Raw genomic sequence first — 19878 nt, 5'->3', positions numbered from 1 at the left:
TATGCAAACCTTGTGGCAGCTTCAGCTGGAAGAGACGTTAAGTGAATTGGAACAACAGATTCAATTTAGAAAAGGTCAAGTGTTTGTGGTCGGCTGCTCCACTTCGGAAGTGGCAGGGAAACGGATTGGTACAGGCGGCACTTTGGATATTGCGGAAGATTTGTATGAACCGCTCCAAAAGTTTGCGGAGCGCCACCGGATCTATCTCGCTTTTCAGGGCTGTGAACACATCAACCGGGCATTGACGATTGAGCGCGAGGCGGCGGAAAAGTATGGCTGGGAGCCGGTAACCGTCGTTCCGGTTCCTAAGGCCGGCGGCTCAATGAGTGCGTTTGCTTACACGAGTATGAATGATCCGGTGGTCGTCGAGGAAATTCAGGCGCATGCCGGAATTGACATCGGACAGACAATGATTGGCATGCATTTAAAAAGAGTCGCCGTTCCTGTGCGAACTTCTGTTAAACTAGTAGGTGAAGCGATTGTGTCAGCTGCAACTACCCGGCCGAAGTTGATTGGCGGAGAACGCGCAAGGTACGATCGTGAGCTTGTCCAATTACAGGAGGGATACACAGATGGAATTGATTAAAACGCAGGACCCGGCAGTTTACGAAGCAATGAATGCAGAGAAAGAACGTCAGGAAGCGAACATAGAACTAATTGCTTCTGAAAACTTTGTATCACAAGCAGTAATGGAGGCTCAGGGTTCAGTCCTTACAAACAAGTATGCTGAGGGATACCCGGGCAAACGCTATTATGGCGGATGCGAGTTTGTAGACGTTGTAGAAAACATTGCACGTGACCGCCTGAAAGAAATTTTTGGAGCTGAACATGCAAACGTTCAGCCGCACTCCGGATCGCAGGCAAATATGGCCGTATACACAGCAGTCCTTGAAAAAGGCGACACAATCCTAGGGATGAACTTGAACCATGGCGGGCACTTGACGCATGGCAGCAAAGTCAACTTCAGCGGAATGCAGTATAACTTCGTTGAGTACGGAGTTAATGAAGAAACACAATTAATCGATTACGAAACGGTGCGCGCAGCAGCGCTTGAACATAAACCGAAAATGATCGTAGCGGGAGCCAGTGCCTATTCACGCGTTTTGGATTTTGCGAAATTCCGTGAAATTGCCGATGAAATCGGTGCGTACTTAATGGTGGATATGGCCCATATTGCAGGCCTGGTTGCAGTTGGCGCCCATCCGAACCCGGTGCCTCATGCTCATTTCGTGACTTCAACGACGCACAAGACGCTTCGCGGACCACGCGGCGGCTTGATTCTTTGCAAAGAAGAATTCGCGAAGAAAATCGATAAAACAATTTTCCCTGGAATTCAAGGCGGCCCGCTTATGCATGTTATTGCAGGTAAAGCAGTAGCGTTCGGAGAAGCACAAAAGCCGGAATTCAAAACTTATGTCGAACAAGTGGTTAAAAATGCACAAGCGCTTGCAGAAGGCTTGAAGGCAGAAGGCGTTGACATCGTTTCCGGAGGGACAGACAACCACCTGATGCTCGTCGACCTTCGTTCACTGAATTTGACTGGAAAAGTGGCGGAGCATGTGCTTGATGAAGTGGGAATCACGACAAATAAAAACACCATCCCATTTGATCCGCAAAGCCCGTTTGTCACTTCAGGGATCCGTCTTGGAACACCTGCTGTCACTTCGCGCGGATTTAAAGAACCGGAAATGAAAGAAATTGCTTCCATCATGGCGTTGTTGTTGAAAAACCCGGAAGATGAAGCAGTGAAAAAAGAAGCTACAGAACGGACGGCTAAGCTAACGGCTAGTTTTCCATTGTACAAATAAGGGAATACAGCTGCCAAAGATTTAATTCAGGCAGCTGTTTTTTTCCTCTTATATATAAAGAGAAGATTCAATCGGATGGAGGATTTGCATCTCCTTGATTGAGAATGGATCCAATCAGAATTATACTGACCGTTATAGCGGGACAAAGCTTATGGGGGATTTGCGTATGCCAATACAACAAATAAATAAAGAAAAGCGCATCATCATGGATTGGCTGCGCCGTCTTGGGGTTGAATTTCAAACAGGGTTTGTCGTATTAAACCATGACGCCCCGGACACCCCGATCATCTATGCCAACCGTGCCTTTTGCGAGATGAGCGGTTTTTCAGAAGAAGAGATTATCGGAAACAACGGGAGATTTATGCATGGAGCAAAAACGGATAAAGAAGTGGTGCGTAATATCCGGGAATGCATCGATTCTGAGACCGCTTGTACATACGAATTAATCAACTACCGCAAAGATGGTGTTCCTTTTTGGAACGAAATTACCGTTCAGCCCATCAATGTCCGGAAAAATGCTGGGGCATATACGTTAATGCTGCAGCGGGACATTACGGACCGGAAACAGACGGAATCGCTGATCAAGCTTCAGCAGGAAACGTACAACGATATTGAAAAAGGCTATATGCTGAGTGTCCTTTTGCAGAAAGCCTGCACGATGGTTGAATCGTTCTTTCCGGATGATGCGAAATGCACCGTGATGCTGGTGGATGAGAACGGCCGCTTCCGTATAGGCGCAGGAAGTTCGATGCCAAAAAAGTTTAATGAAACAGTGGATGGCGCTTTAGTGGAAGAAACGGGCGGCACGTGCGGTGCTGCCTATCACCGGAGAGCGCCGGTGATTGTTGAAAACATGCTGACCGATCCGCTTTGGGACGGCTACCAGGAGATGGTGAAAAGCATGAACTTCGTGTCGAGCTGGTCCGTTCCAATTTTTGATACGGATGGCAACCCGAGCGGCACTTTTGGCATTTATTTTGAAAAGCCTATGCTGCCGACCGGAAAACAAATGGCCTTTATCGAACAGATTGCCCCCATTGTTTCGTTGACGATGAAGTATTTTCATCAGCAGACGGAAATACTGGAATTGGCTTATGTGGATAAAGAAACCGAATTGCCGAACCGCAACTACTTTATGAATGAAGTAAAAGAGATGCTGTCCGAGCATAAAGAAGGCTTCATCGCTTTTATTTCTGCTGATGAATATGTAAAAGTGGTGGATCAGTACGGACACCGGGCAGGGGACTCCTTGGTCCGGGAAATGGGGAAACGCTTTTTGCGTTCGAAACTGCCTGCCAATCATCTGGTTGCCCGTTTTTCCGACTCGACCATTGCCCTGTTTTGTTTAACGCCGCTGGTTAAAGTGCCTGATTATCTAGAGGTGCTTTCCCAAATTGATCCGATCAACATCGAAGACATGGAGTTGTTTTTGACCATGAAGATGGGAATTGCACTGATCACGCCAAACCAGCAGGATCCGAATGAATTGATCCGCCATGCAGACAGCGCGCTTTCCAAAGCCAAACTGCGCGCGGGGGAATCCACCTGCTATTACGAAAATGAACACGATGAATCGATGATGAAGGATTTGCGGATTGCCAATGAACTGACGGCGGCGTTAAGACGGGAAGAAATAGACGTCCATTTGCAGCCGAAAGTGGAACTGTCGACCGGCAAAATTATGAGCTTTGAAGCTTTGGCGCGATGGAACTCACCGGAACTTGGCACCATCGCACCGGATGTTTTTATTCCCGTCGCGGAGAAGAACGGCAAAATCCGTATGCTGGAGCAGAGCCTGCTGAAGCGCGTTCTAAGCTGGCTGAAAACTCGGCAGGACAAAGGCTTGGAACTGAGCCAAGTGGCAATCAATGTGTCAACGGATCACTTTTTCCACCATTCGTTTATCCCATATTTAGTCGACCAGACGGCTGAGTACGGCATCGAACCGAAATGGATTCAGCTGGAAATCACGGAACGCATTGGATTTGTCGATATTGAAACCGCTTATAAAGTATTTAAGCAGCTGCTCAACTATGGTTTTGCCAGCTCGATCGATGATTTTGGAACCGGTTACTCTTCGTTGAGCTATTTGCAGAAACTGCCGGTGACGGAAATTAAAATCGACCGTTCCTTCATTAATAATATGCACGAACAGCAAACATTGGCGATTGTCCGGACCATTATCCAACTGGCCGAGAATTTGGGCATGCGTGTCGTAGCGGAAGGCGTTGAAACCGAAGAGCAGAAGCGAATGCTGCTTGCTTTAGGGTGCCGCATCGGGCAGGGCTACTATTATTATCGGCCGATGTCGCTTGATGAAGCCAATTTGCTTTAACCGGATCCTTGGGGTCCGGTTTTTTTATTTCCCAGGAAATAAAAAAACTGAAAAGTCGCAATGCGATAGTGAGCCCCTGCCGGCAGAAAAATTCTGTTATACTATTTTAGATGACTTTGGAAAAGGAGAGGTGCAACGTGGGAAAAGTATATGTATTTGATCATCCGCTGATTCAGCATAAATTGACGTACATCCGCGACAAATCTACGGGAACGAAAGAATTCCGGGAATTGGTCGACGAAATTGCAACGTTAATGGCCTTTGAAATCACGAGAGATCTGCCGTTAAAAGAAATAGAAGTGGAAACGCCGGTCCAATTGGCAACTTCAAAAGTGCTTGCAGGCAAGAAATTGGGGATTGTCCCTATTTTACGCGCCGGCATCGGCATGGTGGATGGAATTTTAAAACTGATTCCAGCAGCAAAAGTGGGGCATATCGGTTTGTACCGTGATCCTGAAACTTTGCAGCCGGTTGAATACTACTTGAAATTGCCGTCCGATGTACAAGAACGCGAATTCATCGTTGTCGATCCAATGCTTGCTACAGGAGGATCCGCTATCGAAGCTGTCAACTCGCTGAAAAAACGCGGGGCGACAAAAATTCGTTTCATGTGCATCATTGCAGCACCGGAAGGCGTGGATGCATTCCAGGAAGCGCACCCTGACGTAGATGTTTACATTGCGGCCTTGGATGAGAAACTGAATGACCATGGCTATATCGTTCCTGGCCTTGGAGATGCAGGCGACCGTCTATTCGGAACAAAATAATATAAGCAGCCGTGCCCGTAAAAGCCCCTTGAAAGTCTGACCGGCTAAAAGGGGCTGGGCACAGAAGCTTGGCCATTAGAAAAGCGTAAGCGATTCCACCTCTGCACATGAGCAGCAAAAATGGTCCGGTGGATTCCGCATAAGAAGAAGTGGGGGATAGGCTTGTCGAAAAAGTGGAAAGTTATGACGATTTTTGGCACGCGGCCGGAAGCGATTAAAATGGCGCCGCTTGTCCTGGAACTGAAAAAGTATCCGGAAAGCATTGAACCATTGGTCGCTGTGACCGCCCAGCATCGTGAAATGCTTGATCAAGTTCTTGAAACGTTTGGGATCACTCCGGATTTCGATTTGAACATTATGAAAGACCGCCAAACATTAAGTGATATCACAACTCGTGCACTGAATGGCCTGGACGGCATCATGAAAGAAGCGAAACCGGATATTGTGCTTGTGCACGGAGACACCACGACAACTTTTGTGGCAAGCTTGGCTGCTTTCTATAACCAGATTGCCGTCGGGCACGTGGAGGCAGGATTGCGGACGCATAATAAATACTCGCCGTATCCGGAAGAAATGAACCGGCAATTGACGGGAATCCTGGCTGATATCCACTTTTCACCTACGGAAAAATCCGCACAGAATTTGCGCGCAGAGAACAAGCCGGAGACAAGCATCTATGTGACGGGCAATACAGCGATTGATGCACTCAAAACGACGGTCAAGGAAACTTACAGCCACCCGATTTTAGAGAAGCTGGGAACGGACCGTATGATTTTGCTGACAGCACACCGCCGTGAGAACCTGGGAGCTCCGATGCGCAATATGTTCCGTGCCATCAAACGTTTGCTCGCGGAATTCGAAGATGTACAAGTGGTTTATCCGGTCCATATGAATCCGGCGGTCCGGGAAGTGGCGGATGAAGTTCTTGGGCGCGATCCGAGAATCCATTTGATCGAGCCGCTGGAAGTTCTTGATTTCCATAATTTCGCTGCACGCTCGTTCCTTATTTTGACGGATTCCGGCGGCATACAGGAAGAGGCTCCTTCACTCGGGAAACCGGTGCTGGTTTTGCGTGACACCACCGAGCGCCCGGAAGGCATAGAAGCGGGGACGCTGAAGCTTGCCGGAACCGATGAAGAGACGATTTACAGACTGGCCAACGAGCTGTTGTCGGACCGCGAAGCATATGCGGCGATGTCACATGCATCGAATCCTTACGGAGACGGTGAAGCTTCACGCAGAATTGTGAAAGCTCTTTTGGAATACTTTTCTGCTAAGTAAAGAAAGAATCGGGCCAAAGAGAAGTTTGTTCGAAAATTTGTCAACAATATGACAGATGAAAAATCGCTTGTGAACAATTTCACTTCTAGGAATTGACATGATTTTACCCCTATTGTATGCTTACAAAGGGTATGCATGAGAAGGTTTTCATACATAGAAGATGTTGTTCTGAAAGCCTGATGCGACTGCTCTTTTCAAGGGTTAAATGTCAAATCAAACGAAACTCGAGGGGTTTATCATGCGCCCAACAAAAAGTCCCTTACAAGCGATGGTTCTTTACAGTTCCATCCTCTCGCAACTTGTCGGGTCCGTGCTCATCGGTCTTTTCACAGGTATGTGGCTCGATGAACGATTCGGAACCGCGCCGCTCTTCTTGATCATCGGCCTATTTGCTGGATTAGCCATCGGCATATGGGCGATGCTTCAAACTATTCGAAAATTCGATTCAGGAGACCCGTAAAAAATGGATGGACTTAGGGGAATTTATACAAGACTTAAAAAGATGATGTACTTCATCCTGGCAGCATTCGCTATTGGTTGGGGGTTTACCTCTTATCAAGAAGTTTTCGCAGGTCTGATTATCGGTTCCCTGTTCGGCATTTACAATATGTGGATTCTGGTTCGGCGGATGGAAGGATTTGACCGGGCGGTGGCAGAAGGCTCGAAGGTTCGTTCTCTAGGAACGGCATTACGGTTTGCATCAGGTGTTGCAGCAGTGGCGATAGCCATTCTTTTCGCTGAGTACATTCACTTGGTCAGTACGGTAATTGGATTAATGATCCCGTATGTTCTGTTGTTGGCAGAGCGGATTGTTTATCATGTGAAACACCATTAATAAAGTGGAAAGAGAGGTGAAACTATCGTGGAACATGGCGCACCAATGAGAGAGTTTTTGGGGATGTCATTTAACTTGTCGAACATAATGATGCTTCTTGTAGCCGCTCTTATTGTTTTCCTAATTGCATTTATCTCTACCCGGAACCTGAAGCTGAAGCCAACAGGTATGCAAAACTTCATGGAATGGGTAATGGATTTTGTTAAAGGCCTCATCAAGAGCAATATGGACTGGAGAGACGGCGGACGATTCCACGTGCTTGGAATTACGCTGATCATGTTCATTTTCGTGTCGAATATGCTCGGTTTGCCTTTTGCAATAGTTGTCAACGGAGATCTTTGGTGGAAATCACCAACTGCTGATCCGACGGTAACAATGACATTGGCCGCTACAGTTATCATTTTGAGCCATTATTATGGCATCAGATTGAAAGGGTTGGGACAATACAGCGCAGGCTATTTAAAGCCGATGCCATTCTTGTTCCCGCTTAAGATCATTGAGGAATTCGCAAATACGCTGACACTCGGTCTGCGTCTTTACGGTAACATCTATGCCGGTGAAATCTTGCTTACATTGTTGGCAGGGCTTGCATCAGCAAGTGCTTTCGGTTTTGCAGCCGCCATCGTACCGATGATGGCATGGCAAGGGTTCTCAATCTTTATCGGAGCAATCCAAGCGTTTATTTTCGTTATGTTAACGATGGTTTATTTATCGCACAAAGTTGCCGACGACCATTGAGTATAAATTGCTCGTCTTGAGCAAAAAAAAAACAATTATCCTGAGGAGGACATTTTACAATGACAGGTTCATTAGGTTTATTAGCAGCAGCAATCGCAGTAGGTTTAGCAGCACTAGGCGCAGGTATTGGTAACGGTCTTATCGTTTCTAAAACAGTTGAAGGTATCGCTCGCCAGCCAGAAGCTCGTGGCGTTCTACAAACAACTATGTTCATCGGGGTAGCATTGGTTGAAGCACTACCAATCATCGCGGTAGTAATCGCGTTCATCGTAATGAACCAATAGTCTGTACTTCTCATACATTAAACAGAATGGCGGGAATGCTTCGGCATAATTTTCGCCATTTATGTTTGTATGACCCTTTGATTTTGGAAAACCATTCTTTTGCATAAAAAGATCTTACTATAGAAGAAACTGAATTTTAGGCTCTTGAAGGGAGTGAAACAATCGTGTTTTTTGATCACCTCGTACTCGGTGCAACCGGGGAATTTTTAAACACCGGAGATATCTTAGCAACACTCGTTATTTTCATTCTATTGATGTTGCTATTGAAAAAATTCGCATGGGGTCCTTTAATGGGCGTAATGCAACAGCGTGAAGACTTGATCGCAAGCGAAATCGAAACAGCTGAAAACAGCCGTCAGGAATCGCAGAAATTGCTTGAAGAACAGCGCAGCTTATTGAAAGAAGCGCGTACTCAAGCGCAGGAAATCGTAGAAACTGCCAAAAAACAAGGCGAAGTTTCGCGTCAGGATATTATCGCGACAGCGCGTACTGAAGCTAGCCGCATGAAAGATTCGGCAGTCCAGGAAATCGCGAACGAGCGGGAAAAAGCTGTAGCAGCAGTACGCGAAGAAGTTGTCGCATTGTCTATGCTTGCAGCATCTAAAGTACTGAACAAAGAAATCAGCGAAGAAGACAACCGTCAGTTGATTAACGAAACGATTGCGAAGGCAGGCGACATACAATGAGCCAAGCTTCAGAACGTTATGCACTAGCTTTGTTCCAAATTGCAAACAAGCATGATGCTTCAGAAGAAGTGGAAGCGGATTTGCGTGAAGTCAAAAAAGTGTTTGTGGATAACCCGGTTTTGCTGAACCTTTTAGGTTCGCCTAAATTATCTGCAGAAAAAAGAAAAAATGCTATTTCTGAACTATTTGCCCAAGGAAATGAGTATGTCGTCAACACATTGCAGTTGCTGGCAGAACGCAGACGCTTGGAAGAAGTGGCAGATGTAGTAGACCAATATATTTCCTTAACCAATGAAGCCAAAGGAATTGAAGATGCAAAAGTGTATTCGGTAAGTCCGTTGACTGAAGAAGAGCGTGCATCCATTTCTTCAACATTTGCCAAGAAAATCGGCAAACAATCTTTGCGAATTGAAAACATTATCGATCCTTCCCTAATTGGCGGATTGCGTCTTCAAATCGGAAACCGCATTTATGACAGCAGCATTTCTTCCAAATTGGAGCGTTTGCAGCGTCAACTAATCGGTTAATTTATGAAATTATGAGAGGGTGACACACATGAGCATCAAAGCTGAAGAAATCAGTGTCCTGATTAAACAGCAGATTGAAAGCTATCAATCTGAATTGAAAGTTGACGATATCGGTACAGTAATCACAGTTGGTGACGGTATCGCTCGTGTTCATGGCCTCGACAACGTCATGGCTGGAGAACTTATTGAGTTCTCAACTGGTGTTATGGGTATGGCACAAAACTTGGAAGCCAACAACGTTGGTATCATCATCCTTGGGCCATTCGCAGACATCAAAGAAGGCGATGAAGTACGTCGAACTGGCCGTATCATGGAAGTGCCAGTAGGACCAGAACTAATCGGACGCGTAGTAAACCCACTTGGACAGCCAGTTGATGGTTTAGGTCCAATCAACACAACAAAAACTCGTCCAATCGAAAGCCCTGCACAAGGGGTTATGGCCCGTAAATCGGTTCATGAACCGCTTCAAACAGGGATCAAAGCGATTGACGCTCTAGTGCCGATCGGCCGTGGACAGCGTGAATTGATCATCGGTGACCGCCAGACAGGTAAAACGTCTGTAGCGATCGATACGATCTTGAACCAAGCTGACCAAGATATGATCTGTATCTATGTTGCAATCGGACAAAAAGAATCTACTGTACGTAACGTAGTAGAAACTTTCCGCAAAAACGGAGCTCTTGATTACACAATCGTTGTAACAGCTTCTGCTTCACAGCCAGCTCCACTATTGTACTTGGCTCCTTATGCAGGTATCACAATGGCAGAGGAATTCATGTTTGACGGCAAACATGTATTGATCGTCTATGATGATTTGACTAAACAGGCTTCTGCTTACCGCGAACTTTCACTATTGCTTCGTCGTCCTCCAGGCCGTGAAGCTTATCCAGGGGATGTTTTCTACTTGCACTCACGGTTATTGGAACGTGCTGCGAAATTGAACGAAACGCTAGGCGCCGGTTCAATTACAGCTCTTCCATTCGTTGAAACGCAAGCGGGCGACATTTCTGCTTACATTCCAACTAACGTAATTTCGATCACTGACGGACAAATCTTCCTTCAGTCGGATCTATTCTTCTCCGGTGTACGTCCGGCAATCAACGCTGGTCTTTCTGTATCACGTGTAGGTGGTTCAGCACAGATCAAAGCAATGAAAAAAGTTGCTGGTACGTTGCGTCTTGACTTGGCTGCTTTCCGTGAACTTGAGTCATTCTCTCAGTTCGGTTCAGACCTGGATGCAGCAACTGCAGCTAAACTTGAGCGCGGGAAACGTACGGTTGAAGTATTGAAACAAGACCTGAACAACCCGATTAAAGTTGAAAAACAAGTTGTTATTTTCTATGCGTTGACTCGCGGATTCCTTGATGACATTGCGATTCAAGACATTCAGCGTTTCGAAGCGGAATTGACAAGCTGGCTGGATTCCAACCACACTGAAATTTTGGATACTATTCGCAAAACACAAGGTTTGCCTTCTGACGAAGCATTTGGAGCAGCAATCAACGAATTCAAACGCACATTCGCTAAATCAGAGTAAGAACTTCGTTCGAAATAGAAGAAAAAATAATAAGGTGGTGAAATACCAGTGGCATCTTTACGCGACATAAAAAACCGAATTACGTCAACCAAGAAAACAAGCCAGATCACGCGGGCCATGCAGATGGTTTCTGCATCCAAGCTGAACCGTGCGGAAGTGAATGCGAAAGCATTCGTTCCTTACATGGATAAAATTCAGGACGTCGTCGCTTCTATTGCACAAGGTTCAACTGAAACCCACCCAATGATGACGACACGCCCTGTAGCGAAAACAGCTTACCTCGTGATCACATCGGATCGTGGTTTAGTCGGCGGATACAATAGCAATATTCTTCGTACAGTAATGGCGAGAATCCGCCAGCGCCATACATCCAATGACGAGTTTGTCATCCTCAGCGTTGGTCGTAAAGGACGGGATTTCTTTGCCAAGCAGGGAATGACGATTCTTGAAAGTGCGATTGCACTGCCGGATCACCCGACATTTGCTGACATTAAAGAAATCACGCGCAAAGCTGTTGGTATGTTCTCAGACGGTACGTATGACGAAGTTTATATGTACTACAATCACTTTGTCTCAGCTATTCAGCAAGAAGTTACTGAAAAGAAAGTTTTGCCATTAACGGATATCCAAGCGACTGGAGCAACTGCTTCTTACGAGTTTGACCCATCAGCTGAAGCCATTTTAGAAGTGCTTCTTCCGCAATATGCAGAAAGCTTGATTTTCGGTGCTGTTCTTGACGGCAAGGCAAGTGAACACGCTGCGTCCATGACCGCAATGAAAAGCGCAACCGACAATGCGAGCGAGTTGATCGATGGATTGACACTTTCATATAACCGGGCTCGCCAAGCTGCGATTACTCAGGAAATCACTGAAATCGTCGGCGGAGCAGCCGCTTTAGAATAATTTTTATTAGTTTAATCATTGAATTGTCTTTTTACCCAACGCTTCGGACGCTTTGGGCAGGGCTCCTGCTAGAAGCCGAGAAGAACACTCGTCTTCTAGCTCCGCCTAGCCCCTGGACGCGCCGGCGCTAAGAAATCACTTGATATGGAGCAAAATAGCGGAGACTCCCGCGGGACAGCGAAGTGTCGAAATCAACTCAGGCCCAAAAGCCTGAGTTAGTTCGGCGCAAGCCCGCAGGAAAGCGCAGCTATTTTGCGGAATATCGAAGCTATATAGTAAAAACAGTAAGACAGGAGGGAACAGCATGAACACAGGACACGTACTTCAAGTTATGGGTCCGGTTGTAGACGTTAAGTTTGCCAATGGCCAGCTTCCAGAAATCTACAACGCCCTAACTGTATTCATTAATCGTCCAGGCCAGCAACAAGTGAAATTGACACTTGAAGTGGCTCTACACCTTGGTGACGATTCCGTTCGTACAATTGCAATGGAATCCACTGACGGTTTGCAACGCGGTTCAGAAGTAACCGACTTAGGCAGCGCTATCACTGTTCCAGTTGGAGACGTTACACTAGGCCGTGTATTTAACGTACTTGGAGAAGTAATTGACTTAGGTGAAGAAATCCCGTTGACTGAAAAGCGCAACCCGATTCACCGTGCAGCTCCAACGTTTGAACACCTTTCCACAGAAGTTGAAATTCTTGAAACAGGTATCAAAGTTGTTGACTTGCTTGCCCCTTACATCAAAGGTGGTAAAATCGGTCTCTTCGGTGGTGCCGGTGTAGGTAAAACAGTTCTTATCCAGGAATTGATCAACAACATCGCTCAAGAACACGGTGGTTTATCCGTATTCGCAGGTGTTGGTGAACGTACACGTGAAGGAAATGACTTATTCCACGAGATGAGCGATTCCGGCGTTATCAAGAAAACTTCAATGGTATTTGGCCAAATGAACGAGCCGCCTGGCGCACGTATGCGTGTAGCTTTGACTGGTTTGACAATGGCTGAATACTTCCGTGACGAGCAAGGCGCAGACGTGCTATTGTTCATCGACAATATCTTCCGCTTCACGCAAGCTGGTTCAGAAGTATCCGCATTGCTTGGCCGTATGCCATCTGCCGTTGGTTACCAGCCGACACTTGCTACTGAAATGGGACAATTGCAGGAACGTATCACAACTACAAGCACAGGTTCCGTAACTTCGATCCAAGCGATCTATGTACCAGCCGATGACTATACGGATCCGGCTCCGGCTACAACTTTCGCCCACTTGGATGCAACTACGAACCTTGAGCGTAAACTTTCTGAAATGGGTATTTACCCTGCGGTGGATCCTCTTGCTTCGACTTCACGTGCATTGTCGCCTGAAATCGTTGGAGAAGAGCACTACGCAGTATCCCGCCAAGTTCAGGAAACGCTTCAGCGTTACCGCGAACTTCAAGATATCATTGCAATCCTTGGTATGGATGAGTTGAGCGACGAGGACAAGCTAACGGTTAACCGTGCGCGCCGCGTCCAAAACTTCCTATCACAAAACTTCCACGTAGCTGAACAGTTCACAGGCCAAAAAGGTTCGTATGTTCCAGTAGCGGAAACAATCAAAGGATTCAAAGAGATTCTTGCTGGCACATACGACCACTTGCCGGAAGATGCATTCCGTCTAGTAGGACGTATCGAAGATGTAATTGAAAAAGCTAAAAGCATGGGCGTAGAAGTCTAAAACAAGGGACCAGGAGGGAAAAAAATGCCGACCATTACAGTCAATATTGTCACTCCCGACGGCCCGGTATACGATTCAGAAGTCTCTATGGTCATAGCGGTTACAGCGACAGGCGAGATGGGTATCTTGCCTGGCCATATCCCGACAGTAGCTCCTCTTGGAATCGGCGCAGTCCGATTGAAGAAAGAAAACTCGACGGAATTGGCTGCTGTAAGTGGCGGATTCTTGGAAGTTCGTCCTGATAAAGTAACAATTCTTGCCCAATCAGCAGAGCTTGCGACAGACATCGATTTGTCGCGTGCACAAGAATCTGCCAGACGTGCAGAAGCGATGCTCCAGGCGAACAAAGATGAAGTAGACTATCAGCGAGCAGAATTAGCGTTAAGACGTGCAAAGAATCGTATCAACGTTTATGAGGGTAATGTGTAACAAGAAAAGCGAAAAGGGCCGTTCAGCTCCGGCAGACAAGATATGGACCAAATTGATTTGGTCCATATCTTTGCGACGAAGCTAGCGCAGCGATGCAGGAGCATTAGGTCTTTGATGAACTTCCGAAGCGGCGCTTTTTGCCGCATAGGAAGGGCAGCTTAAGGCCGAGAGGTTGACCGTTGGAGTCTGGACAAAGAAAAGCGCAAGCGCCCGTCGAATCTGGGCACTGAGCTAGACACTAATTTTAAATTTAAAGAGCGGGCAGAAGGGCAGTTGACTTTTGTCCGCTCTTTTTACTTTATTAATAAGGAGGAATCTGCATGGAAGCAATGATCGGACAAACAGCGTTAATCTCAATAATCAGCCACATTTTCTTTACCGGAGTTGCATTTTATGCGCTGCGCGCCGTAATGTTCGAAAAATGGATTCGCAAACAACATGTACTTCAAGCACAAATATTGTACATTTTCTTAAGCATCGCCATTGGGACAGCGGTATCCACCTTCTTCTTGAATATTTCTTCATGGTCCAGACAGTTGCCGTATTTATTTTGATTTGCTCCTTTGCCATGAAGGCGATTATCGCCCATATGGCAAAAGAGCAAATTTTTTTGCCTCCTTAAAGAAAAATTAGGCAGGAATAAAGGAGAGGACATTTCAGGTCAGCACCAAATCTGCAGAGTCTTTAAACCTATTTAAACGAAAATGCATACATCCGAATTTCTTATTTCCCGGGAAATAAAATGGGAAATGTATGTTTAGGTGCAAATAAAAAGGGAAAAACATGCACTGTAATCTAAATGTAATATATAATTATACATACATATGGGCAGGTCTAATGTACTTAAAATATAGGACCTACGGACATAAAATGTGAAGTTCTTTCGAAAGATATAACAGTACAAAGAATTAAAAGGAGGAAAGATGGCATAAATACTTGTTATATTAGTATAAAACAGGTATTATAGAAAAGGTTTTGTTTCTAATTTATGACATTGGACTTTAAATTTTGAATTTACATATAGATGAATACTTAATAGATGGAGGGCATATCAGTGGATCAGATTATTGTAAGAGGCGGCCAAAAATTAAAAGGGAAAGTTCGTGTAGAAGGGGCTAAGAATGCGGTATTACCCGTTCTTGCCGGATCACTTCTAGCTTCAAACGGAAAAAGCATTATCAAAGAAGTACCTAACTTGGCGGATGTGTATACGATTCAAGAAGTACTGAAGAGCTTAAATGCTACGGTTGAATACTTCCCGGAAAAAAATGAAATGGTGATTGATTCATCACAGACATTATCAAGCGAAGCGCAGTTTGAATACGTCAGAAAAATGCGCGCATCGATTTTGGTAATGGGGCCGTTGCTTGCACGTAATGGATTCGCTCGTGTTGCTTTGCCAGGAGGATGTGCGATTGGCTCACGTCCGATAGAATTGCATTTAAAAGGCTTTGAAGCGATGGGCGCTCAAATCACATTCGGCAATGGTTTTGTGGAAGCGGCTGTTAATGGCCGTCTGCGCGGCGCAAAAATCTATTTGGATTTCCCAAGTGTCGGAGCAACCGAAAACATTATGACAGCAGCAGCGCTTGCTGATGGCGTAACAGTGATCGAGAACGCAGCAAAAGAACCGGAAATCGTTGATTTGGCAAACTACATCAATGAAATGGGCGGCCGCGTTATTGGCGCAGGGACAGATACGCTTCGTGTTGAAGGCGTTAAAGAATTGAACGGCGCAGAACATTACATCATTCCGGACCGTGTAGAAGCGGGGACATTTATGGTAGCAGCAGCAATTACAGAAGGCGATGTTATCATTGAAAACGCTGTTCCTGAACATATGTCTGCTTTGATTTCCAAAATGGGTGAAATGGGCGTTGATGTCCAGGAGACAGAAGAAGGCCTTCGCATCCGTGCGACGCGCCCGCTTCGTTCAATCGACATTAAGACAATGCCGCACCCAGGATTCCCGACAGACATGCAATCTCAGATGATGACATTGATGTTGATGGCTAAAGGGAACGGGATTTTGACTGAAACTGTATTTGAAAATCGTTTCATGCACGTTGAAGAATTCCGTCGCATGAACGCTTCCGTTAAAATCGAAGGACGCTCAGTGATCATGGAAGGCCCTTCTAAGCTTCAGGGCGCAGAAGTGGCAGCAACAGACTTAAGAGCAGCTGCAGCGTTGATTCTGGCTGGTTTAGTGGCTGAAGGTGTCACACGGGTCAACAAGCTGTATCATTTGGATCGCGGCTATGTTAATTTCCATAAGAAGTTGGCTGCATTAGGCGCAGATATCGAACGAGTGAGCAACACAGAAACAGAAGCTAAACAAGAGCAAATGGTCTAATACTGTTTATTCCGAGTCTGTCAGCCTAGGGCTGGCAGACTTTTTCATTTACTGGAAATAGGCAAAGATTTTCAGGAACTCGGCCTTATCTTTTCAGAAGGAAAACTCTTTTTCTTTTATTGCTATGTTAAAATATTCAGTTAAGAAAGCTTTTTTCAAAATCTAATAGATAGTGGATACAAAGTGGAGGGAAGCAAACAGATGTTTTCAAAAGATATTGGAATCGACCTCGGGACAGCAAATGTTCTTATCCATATAAAAGGGCAAGGAATCGTTTTGAACGAACCTTCCGTAGTAGCAATAGATCGTAAAGCTAATGCCGTTGTAGCGGTGGGAGAGGAAGCCCGAAAAATGATGGGCCGCACTCCGGATCATATTGATGTCATTCGTCCGTTGAAAAATGGGGTAATAGCCGATTTTGATGTTACGGAAATTATGCTTAAATATTTTTTAGAGCGTCTTAAAGTAAAAGGCTTTATGACAAAGCCGCGTATACTGATTTGTTATCCATCAAACATCACAAGTGTGGAGCAAGAAGCCATCCGTGAAGCGGCTGAAAAATCAGGCGCCAAAAAAGTCTTTATGGAAGTGGAACCAAAAGTGGCAGCAATCGGGGCGGGAATGGATATTTACCAGCCGGTCGGCAATATGGTCATTGATATCGGCGGAGGCACTTCGGATATTGCCGTTTTGTCATTAGGCGACATCGTTTCAAGCCAATCCGTCAAAGTCGCAGGAGATGTTTTCGACCGCGAAATTATGCATTACGTCAAACAGCACTATAAATTATTAATCGGCGAAATCACGGCGGAAAACATTAAAATTCAGGTCGGCTCTGTTTTAGCCGATAGCCGCAATGAAAAAATGGAAGTGCGCGGACGGGACATGGCGACAGGGTTTCCACGCGTCATTACCATCAATTCAAGTGAAGTTGAAAAGGCATTGAAAGAACCGGTCCAAATGATTGTACAGGCTGCGAAAAACGTATTGGAAAATACACCGCCTGAACTGTCAGCGGATATTATCGACCGCGGCATTGTCTTGGCAGGCGGAGGCGCAATGCTCCAGGGCATGGACAAGCTGCTTGCGGAACAATTGGAAGTTCCCGTTGCCATTGCAGTAGACCCGATGAATACAGTTGCGGTCGGCACCGGCATTCTTTTGGACAATATGGACCGGCTTTCCGCTTATAAGAGAGGATTTTTCAAGAGCTTTCACTTATCATTCGGCACTTCAAAAAAAATCACCGCGGATTGATCCGTTAATATGCCGGGCAAGTGTCATGAAGAAAATTATTTAGTATAATGACATTTAATGCTGATATAGGTACACTCAATACAGTGATTAATTTACGAGGATAATACCTTGCTTCAAGGAGCATCGTACCTGAAGAGAAATTTTGCCCAATGAGAGTTTTCATCCCCACTAAGTGCTGGTTGAACTAATCGTGCTCGAGCGGTCAGTTGATCTTCCACTTAAAGAAGTGGGAGACTTAATGACCGTTAAAGCGGGATAAACGGAAAGGTTGACTGAACGAATGGTTGATACAAAAAAGAAATTGAATTTTCGTCAACAGGCTAAAAAAGAGTCTGTTAAGAAAGCGGAACCGAAAAAAGATGGCTGGGTACAGATTCGCCTGTTTCCCATTTGGCTTCGGATTCTTATTGTAATTGCGCTTATTGCCTTGGCAATGGTTTTAGGAGTAATGGTCGGGTACGGCGTCATTGGAGACGGTGAACCGGCTGACGCGCTAAAATGGGAAACCTGGCAGCACATTTTTGATATTATGAGCGGAAAGAAATAGCTCAAATCTTTATTTTAATGAGGGGTTGATACGATGTTGACAGTTGAACAAATTCAGGCAATTTTGCCGCACCGTTATCCATTTCTGATGGTTGATCGGATTCTGGAGATGGAAGCAGGAAAAAAAGCGGTAGGGTTAAAAAATGTAACCGCAAATGAAGACTTTTTCAATGGCCATTTTCCGGGTTACCCGGTTATGCCGGGTGTATTGATTGTTGAAGCGCTGGCACAAGTAGGCGCAGCAGCAGTTCTGCAGATGGAAGCCAACAAAGGACGTCTGGCATTTTTCACCGGCATCGATAATTGCCGTTTTAAACGCCAAGTGGTTCCAGGCGACCAGCTGCGTCTGGAAGTGGAATTGACAAGACTTCGAGGCTCGATGGGCAAAGGGCATGCGATTGCCACAGTGGACGGCGAACTTGTCTGCGAATGCGACATTCTTTTTGCATTGGGGCCTGTTGCAAGCGAAGAGAAATAAAAAGCGTACGTAAAAAGAGTCTGGCCGGAGTAAAATCACTCCGGCCAGACTCTTTTTTTATGAAGATTTGGCTTCGTCTTTTCGCAGCGCAGGTCTCGTGCGCATATCTTGTTCAAAGCGTTCCAGCAGCTGATCGCCTTCAAGCCCGTCTTCAAGCAGCTCGGACAATAACGTTTCTGCATATTCGCGGCGAGCCCGTTTTAAGGTTCCTTTCATCAGTACGGAAATCTGGTCGCCAATTACTTTAACACCGTAAATGGCTACTTCAAAAGGAGCAGGTTCGTTCTCCGGATAGGAAATGACTACCTTCACATCGTATATCTCCCCACTGTTCATCATCTTCTGAAAAGTTTCCTGATACTCGAGATCCATCAGCATCTCCAATACCCAGGAACGGTGGCTGTTCTCCTGGTTGATGATGATGCCGTCTTTCAATGGATAGGTAATCAGTTCATTGTCTACTACGACTCCAACCGACAGCATTTTAAATGTCTTCACGTAAGTCCCTCCAAACATCACTTTTTTCCAGTATATCATAGCCATTATTATTGAGCTTAGATGCAAAAAATAATCAGCATTTATGCGAAAATCCATTTTCTGCAATAAGGGACAAAAGGCGGGAAATCCATTGAATATGATAAATAATCAGCATAAAAAAATTTTGCAATCCCGTCAAAAATTAAATTTTAAGAGCCGAAAGGGGCCAAATGTTATTTTTGGTATTTTGCGCAATATTCGCTTTACTTAGTATGCTGTTGGTATTCCAAAGGAGGTGAGTAAATGAACCAGGTCGGAATTGTAGGACGTTTAACGAAAGACCCGGCCATGCGCGTAATGAATGAAGGCCGCATACATACTTCATTCATCGTCGCGGTGTCCCGGAACTACAAAAACCAGAAAGGGGAAGTGGAAACAGACTTTGTGCTGTGTTCAACATGGGGCAGGCCTGCCCACAATGTTTCCAAGTATTGCACGAAAGGCTCGCTTGTTGCAGTCACTGGACGGCTGCATTCCCGGCATTACGACAAAGAAGACGGAACACGTGTCTATGTCACCGAAGTCGTAGGCGATCAAATCCGTTTTCTCGACAAGCGAAAAGGAAAAGAAGAAACCGCCCACAGGCAGCCGGAGCCCGAGTCTGAAGCAGACTTTGACTTTCAGCCGCCTGGGACGGAAGGCGTGAACGTTTAAAACTTTAGAAAAGGAGGCACTTAGTCATGCCGAAAGACGTGCAATTGCAATTGGAAGTGCATATGGAGCAATTGATTAAAATGACCGCTCAGCTGCACCGGCGACTGGCAGAGGCGGAGCGGGAACTAAGTGAGTTGAAAGAGATCTTCCGTTCCGTCAAACAGGGTGATGGTTTTTCTGTCTAAAAGGGGAATCCGGCCAGG

Annotated in this window: 23 protein-coding genes; 22 read left to right on the top strand and 1 reads right to left on the bottom strand. The window is 45.7% G+C overall.

Annotated elements, in window-relative coordinates:
• The first annotated feature begins 1 nt into the window (after window position 1).
• From HU147_RS12985 to fabZ, 20 genes are all read left to right on the top strand, one after another.
• The gene (locus HU147_RS12985) at window positions 2-586 is read left to right on the top strand and encodes a TIGR01440 family protein (RefSeq protein WP_224076651.1); all 585 of its coding nucleotides are present in this window, start codon (window positions 2-4) and stop codon (window positions 584-586) included.
• Entirely contained in the window at window positions 573-1808 is a 1236-nt protein-coding gene (gene glyA / locus HU147_RS12980; RefSeq protein WP_053167033.1) for a serine hydroxymethyltransferase, read from the top strand. Before HU147_RS12985 ends, glyA begins: the two co-directional genes overlap by 14 nt.
• Before the next feature lie 166 nt (window positions 1809-1974).
• Window positions 1975-4143, top strand: a complete 2169-nt coding sequence (locus tag HU147_RS12975) for a sensor domain-containing phosphodiesterase (RefSeq protein WP_224076650.1) — start codon at window positions 1975-1977, stop codon at window positions 4141-4143.
• A gap of 137 nt (window positions 4144-4280) precedes the next feature.
• Window positions 4281-4910, top strand: a complete 630-nt coding sequence (gene upp, locus HU147_RS12970; protein ID WP_224076649.1) for a uracil phosphoribosyltransferase — start codon at window positions 4281-4283, stop codon at window positions 4908-4910.
• 120 nt (window positions 4911-5030) lie between these two features.
• Window positions 5031-6191, top strand: coding sequence for a non-hydrolyzing UDP-N-acetylglucosamine 2-epimerase (wecB, locus tag HU147_RS12965; RefSeq protein WP_440137304.1), 1161 nt, complete (start codon window positions 5031-5033; stop codon window positions 6189-6191).
• Between the two features lie 238 nt (window positions 6192-6429).
• Window positions 6430-6651, top strand: a complete 222-nt coding sequence (locus tag HU147_RS12960) for an AtpZ/AtpI family protein (RefSeq protein WP_036809794.1) — start codon at window positions 6430-6432, stop codon at window positions 6649-6651.
• 3 nt (window positions 6652-6654) lie between these two features.
• Window positions 6655-7026, top strand: a complete 372-nt coding sequence (locus HU147_RS12955) for an ATP synthase subunit I (protein ID WP_224076647.1) — start codon at window positions 6655-6657, stop codon at window positions 7024-7026.
• A gap of 27 nt (window positions 7027-7053) precedes the next feature.
• Window positions 7054-7764 carry a F0F1 ATP synthase subunit A gene (gene atpB / locus HU147_RS12950; RefSeq protein WP_224076646.1) on the top strand — a complete coding sequence of 237 codons (711 nt, stop codon included), beginning with the start codon at window positions 7054-7056 and terminating at the stop codon, window positions 7762-7764.
• Between the two features lie 59 nt (window positions 7765-7823).
• Window positions 7824-8048: a F0F1 ATP synthase subunit C gene (gene atpE / locus HU147_RS12945; protein WP_006829234.1), complete on the top strand. Its 225-nt coding sequence runs from the start codon at window positions 7824-7826 to the stop codon at window positions 8046-8048.
• A gap of 164 nt (window positions 8049-8212) precedes the next feature.
• On the top strand, window positions 8213-8734 hold the full coding sequence (gene atpF, locus HU147_RS12940; RefSeq protein ID WP_036809805.1) for a F0F1 ATP synthase subunit B: 522 nt from the start codon (window positions 8213-8215) through the stop codon (window positions 8732-8734).
• Window positions 8731-9261: a F0F1 ATP synthase subunit delta gene (locus tag HU147_RS12935; RefSeq protein ID WP_224076645.1), complete on the top strand. Its 531-nt coding sequence runs from the start codon at window positions 8731-8733 to the stop codon at window positions 9259-9261. Before atpF ends, HU147_RS12935 begins: the two co-directional genes overlap by 4 nt.
• Before the next feature lie 28 nt (window positions 9262-9289).
• A complete protein-coding gene (gene atpA, locus HU147_RS12930) occupies window positions 9290-10798 on the top strand; it encodes a F0F1 ATP synthase subunit alpha (RefSeq protein ID WP_224076644.1) in 1509 nt (502 codons plus the stop codon).
• Window positions 10799-10846: 48 nt separating this feature from the next.
• The gene (gene atpG, locus HU147_RS12925; RefSeq protein ID WP_036809811.1) at window positions 10847-11701 is read left to right on the top strand and encodes an ATP synthase F1 subunit gamma; all 855 of its coding nucleotides are present in this window, start codon (window positions 10847-10849) and stop codon (window positions 11699-11701) included.
• 304 nt (window positions 11702-12005) lie between these two features.
• Window positions 12006-13421, top strand: a complete 1416-nt coding sequence (atpD, locus tag HU147_RS12920; protein ID WP_224076643.1) for a F0F1 ATP synthase subunit beta — start codon at window positions 12006-12008, stop codon at window positions 13419-13421.
• Between the two features lie 24 nt (window positions 13422-13445).
• Complete coding sequence (locus HU147_RS12915) at window positions 13446-13850, top strand: F0F1 ATP synthase subunit epsilon (RefSeq protein WP_224076642.1); 405 nt, start codon at window positions 13446-13448, stop codon at window positions 13848-13850.
• Window positions 13851-14170: 320 nt separating this feature from the next.
• Entirely contained in the window at window positions 14171-14404 is a 234-nt protein-coding gene (locus tag HU147_RS12910; protein ID WP_036809815.1) for a DUF1146 family protein, read from the top strand.
• A gap of 500 nt (window positions 14405-14904) precedes the next feature.
• Entirely contained in the window at window positions 14905-16203 is a 1299-nt protein-coding gene (murA, locus tag HU147_RS12905) for a UDP-N-acetylglucosamine 1-carboxyvinyltransferase (RefSeq protein WP_224076641.1), read from the top strand.
• Between the two features lie 201 nt (window positions 16204-16404).
• Complete coding sequence (locus HU147_RS12900) at window positions 16405-17460, top strand: rod shape-determining protein (protein WP_224076640.1); 1056 nt, start codon at window positions 16405-16407, stop codon at window positions 17458-17460.
• Window positions 17461-17740: 280 nt separating this feature from the next.
• Window positions 17741-18007: a DNA-directed RNA polymerase subunit beta gene (locus tag HU147_RS12895; protein WP_224076639.1), complete on the top strand. Its 267-nt coding sequence runs from the start codon at window positions 17741-17743 to the stop codon at window positions 18005-18007.
• 33 nt (window positions 18008-18040) lie between these two features.
• Entirely contained in the window at window positions 18041-18484 is a 444-nt protein-coding gene (gene fabZ / locus HU147_RS12890) for a 3-hydroxyacyl-ACP dehydratase FabZ (RefSeq protein ID WP_224076638.1), read from the top strand.
• 57 nt (window positions 18485-18541) lie between these two features.
• Here fabZ and HU147_RS12885 read toward each other — a convergent pair whose 3' ends face one another.
• Window positions 18542-18982, bottom strand: coding sequence for a YwpF-like family protein (locus HU147_RS12885; RefSeq protein WP_224076637.1), 441 nt, complete (start codon window positions 18980-18982; stop codon window positions 18542-18544).
• Between the two features lie 282 nt (window positions 18983-19264).
• Here HU147_RS12885 and HU147_RS12880 point away from each other — a divergent pair, with 282 nt between their 5' ends.
• Complete coding sequence (locus HU147_RS12880; protein WP_224076636.1) at window positions 19265-19675, top strand: single-stranded DNA-binding protein; 411 nt, start codon at window positions 19265-19267, stop codon at window positions 19673-19675.
• A 26-nt stretch (window positions 19676-19701) separates the two neighbouring features.
• Entirely contained in the window at window positions 19702-19860 is a 159-nt protein-coding gene (locus tag HU147_RS12875) for a hypothetical protein (protein WP_224076635.1), read from the top strand.
• Window positions 19861-19878 lie beyond the last annotated feature (18 nt).

This window comes from Planococcus chinensis, assembly GCF_020071995.1.
GTDB lineage: Bacteria > Bacillota > Bacilli > Bacillales_A > Planococcaceae > Planococcus > Planococcus chinensis_A.
The sequence above is the reverse complement of the archived record's forward strand: the minus strand, read 5'-3'. Positions and strand labels throughout refer to the sequence as shown.

Coding starts and splice junctions, on each gene's coding strand:
- HU147_RS12935 (WP_224076645.1), top strand. CDS start 8,731: ATGAGCCAAGCTTCAGAACGTTATGCACTAGCTTTGTTCCAAATTGCA.
- HU147_RS12955 (WP_224076647.1), top strand. CDS start 6,655: ATGGATGGACTTAGGGGAATTTATACAAGACTTAAAAAGATGATGTAC.
- HU147_RS12895 (WP_224076639.1), top strand. CDS start 17,741: ATGGTTGATACAAAAAAGAAATTGAATTTTCGTCAACAGGCTAAAAAA.
- atpD (WP_224076643.1), top strand. CDS start 12,006: ATGAACACAGGACACGTACTTCAAGTTATGGGTCCGGTTGTAGACGTT.
- HU147_RS12875 (WP_224076635.1), top strand. CDS start 19,702: ATGCCGAAAGACGTGCAATTGCAATTGGAAGTGCATATGGAGCAATTG.
- HU147_RS12880 (WP_224076636.1), top strand. CDS start 19,265: ATGAACCAGGTCGGAATTGTAGGACGTTTAACGAAAGACCCGGCCATG.
- HU147_RS12900 (WP_224076640.1), top strand. CDS start 16,405: ATGTTTTCAAAAGATATTGGAATCGACCTCGGGACAGCAAATGTTCTT.
- glyA (WP_053167033.1), top strand. CDS start 573: ATGGAATTGATTAAAACGCAGGACCCGGCAGTTTACGAAGCAATGAAT.
- wecB (WP_440137304.1), top strand. CDS start 5,031: ATGGTCCGGTGGATTCCGCATAAGAAGAAGTGGGGGATAGGCTTGTCG.
- atpE (WP_006829234.1), top strand. CDS start 7,824: ATGACAGGTTCATTAGGTTTATTAGCAGCAGCAATCGCAGTAGGTTTA.
- HU147_RS12960 (WP_036809794.1), top strand. CDS start 6,430: ATGCGCCCAACAAAAAGTCCCTTACAAGCGATGGTTCTTTACAGTTCC.
- fabZ (WP_224076638.1), top strand. CDS start 18,041: ATGTTGACAGTTGAACAAATTCAGGCAATTTTGCCGCACCGTTATCCA.
- HU147_RS12910 (WP_036809815.1), top strand. CDS start 14,171: ATGGAAGCAATGATCGGACAAACAGCGTTAATCTCAATAATCAGCCAC.
- atpA (WP_224076644.1), top strand. CDS start 9,290: ATGAGCATCAAAGCTGAAGAAATCAGTGTCCTGATTAAACAGCAGATT.
- HU147_RS12985 (WP_224076651.1), top strand. CDS start 2: ATGCAAACCTTGTGGCAGCTTCAGCTGGAAGAGACGTTAAGTGAATTG.
- HU147_RS12915 (WP_224076642.1), top strand. CDS start 13,446: ATGCCGACCATTACAGTCAATATTGTCACTCCCGACGGCCCGGTATAC.
- HU147_RS12975 (WP_224076650.1), top strand. CDS start 1,975: ATGCCAATACAACAAATAAATAAAGAAAAGCGCATCATCATGGATTGG.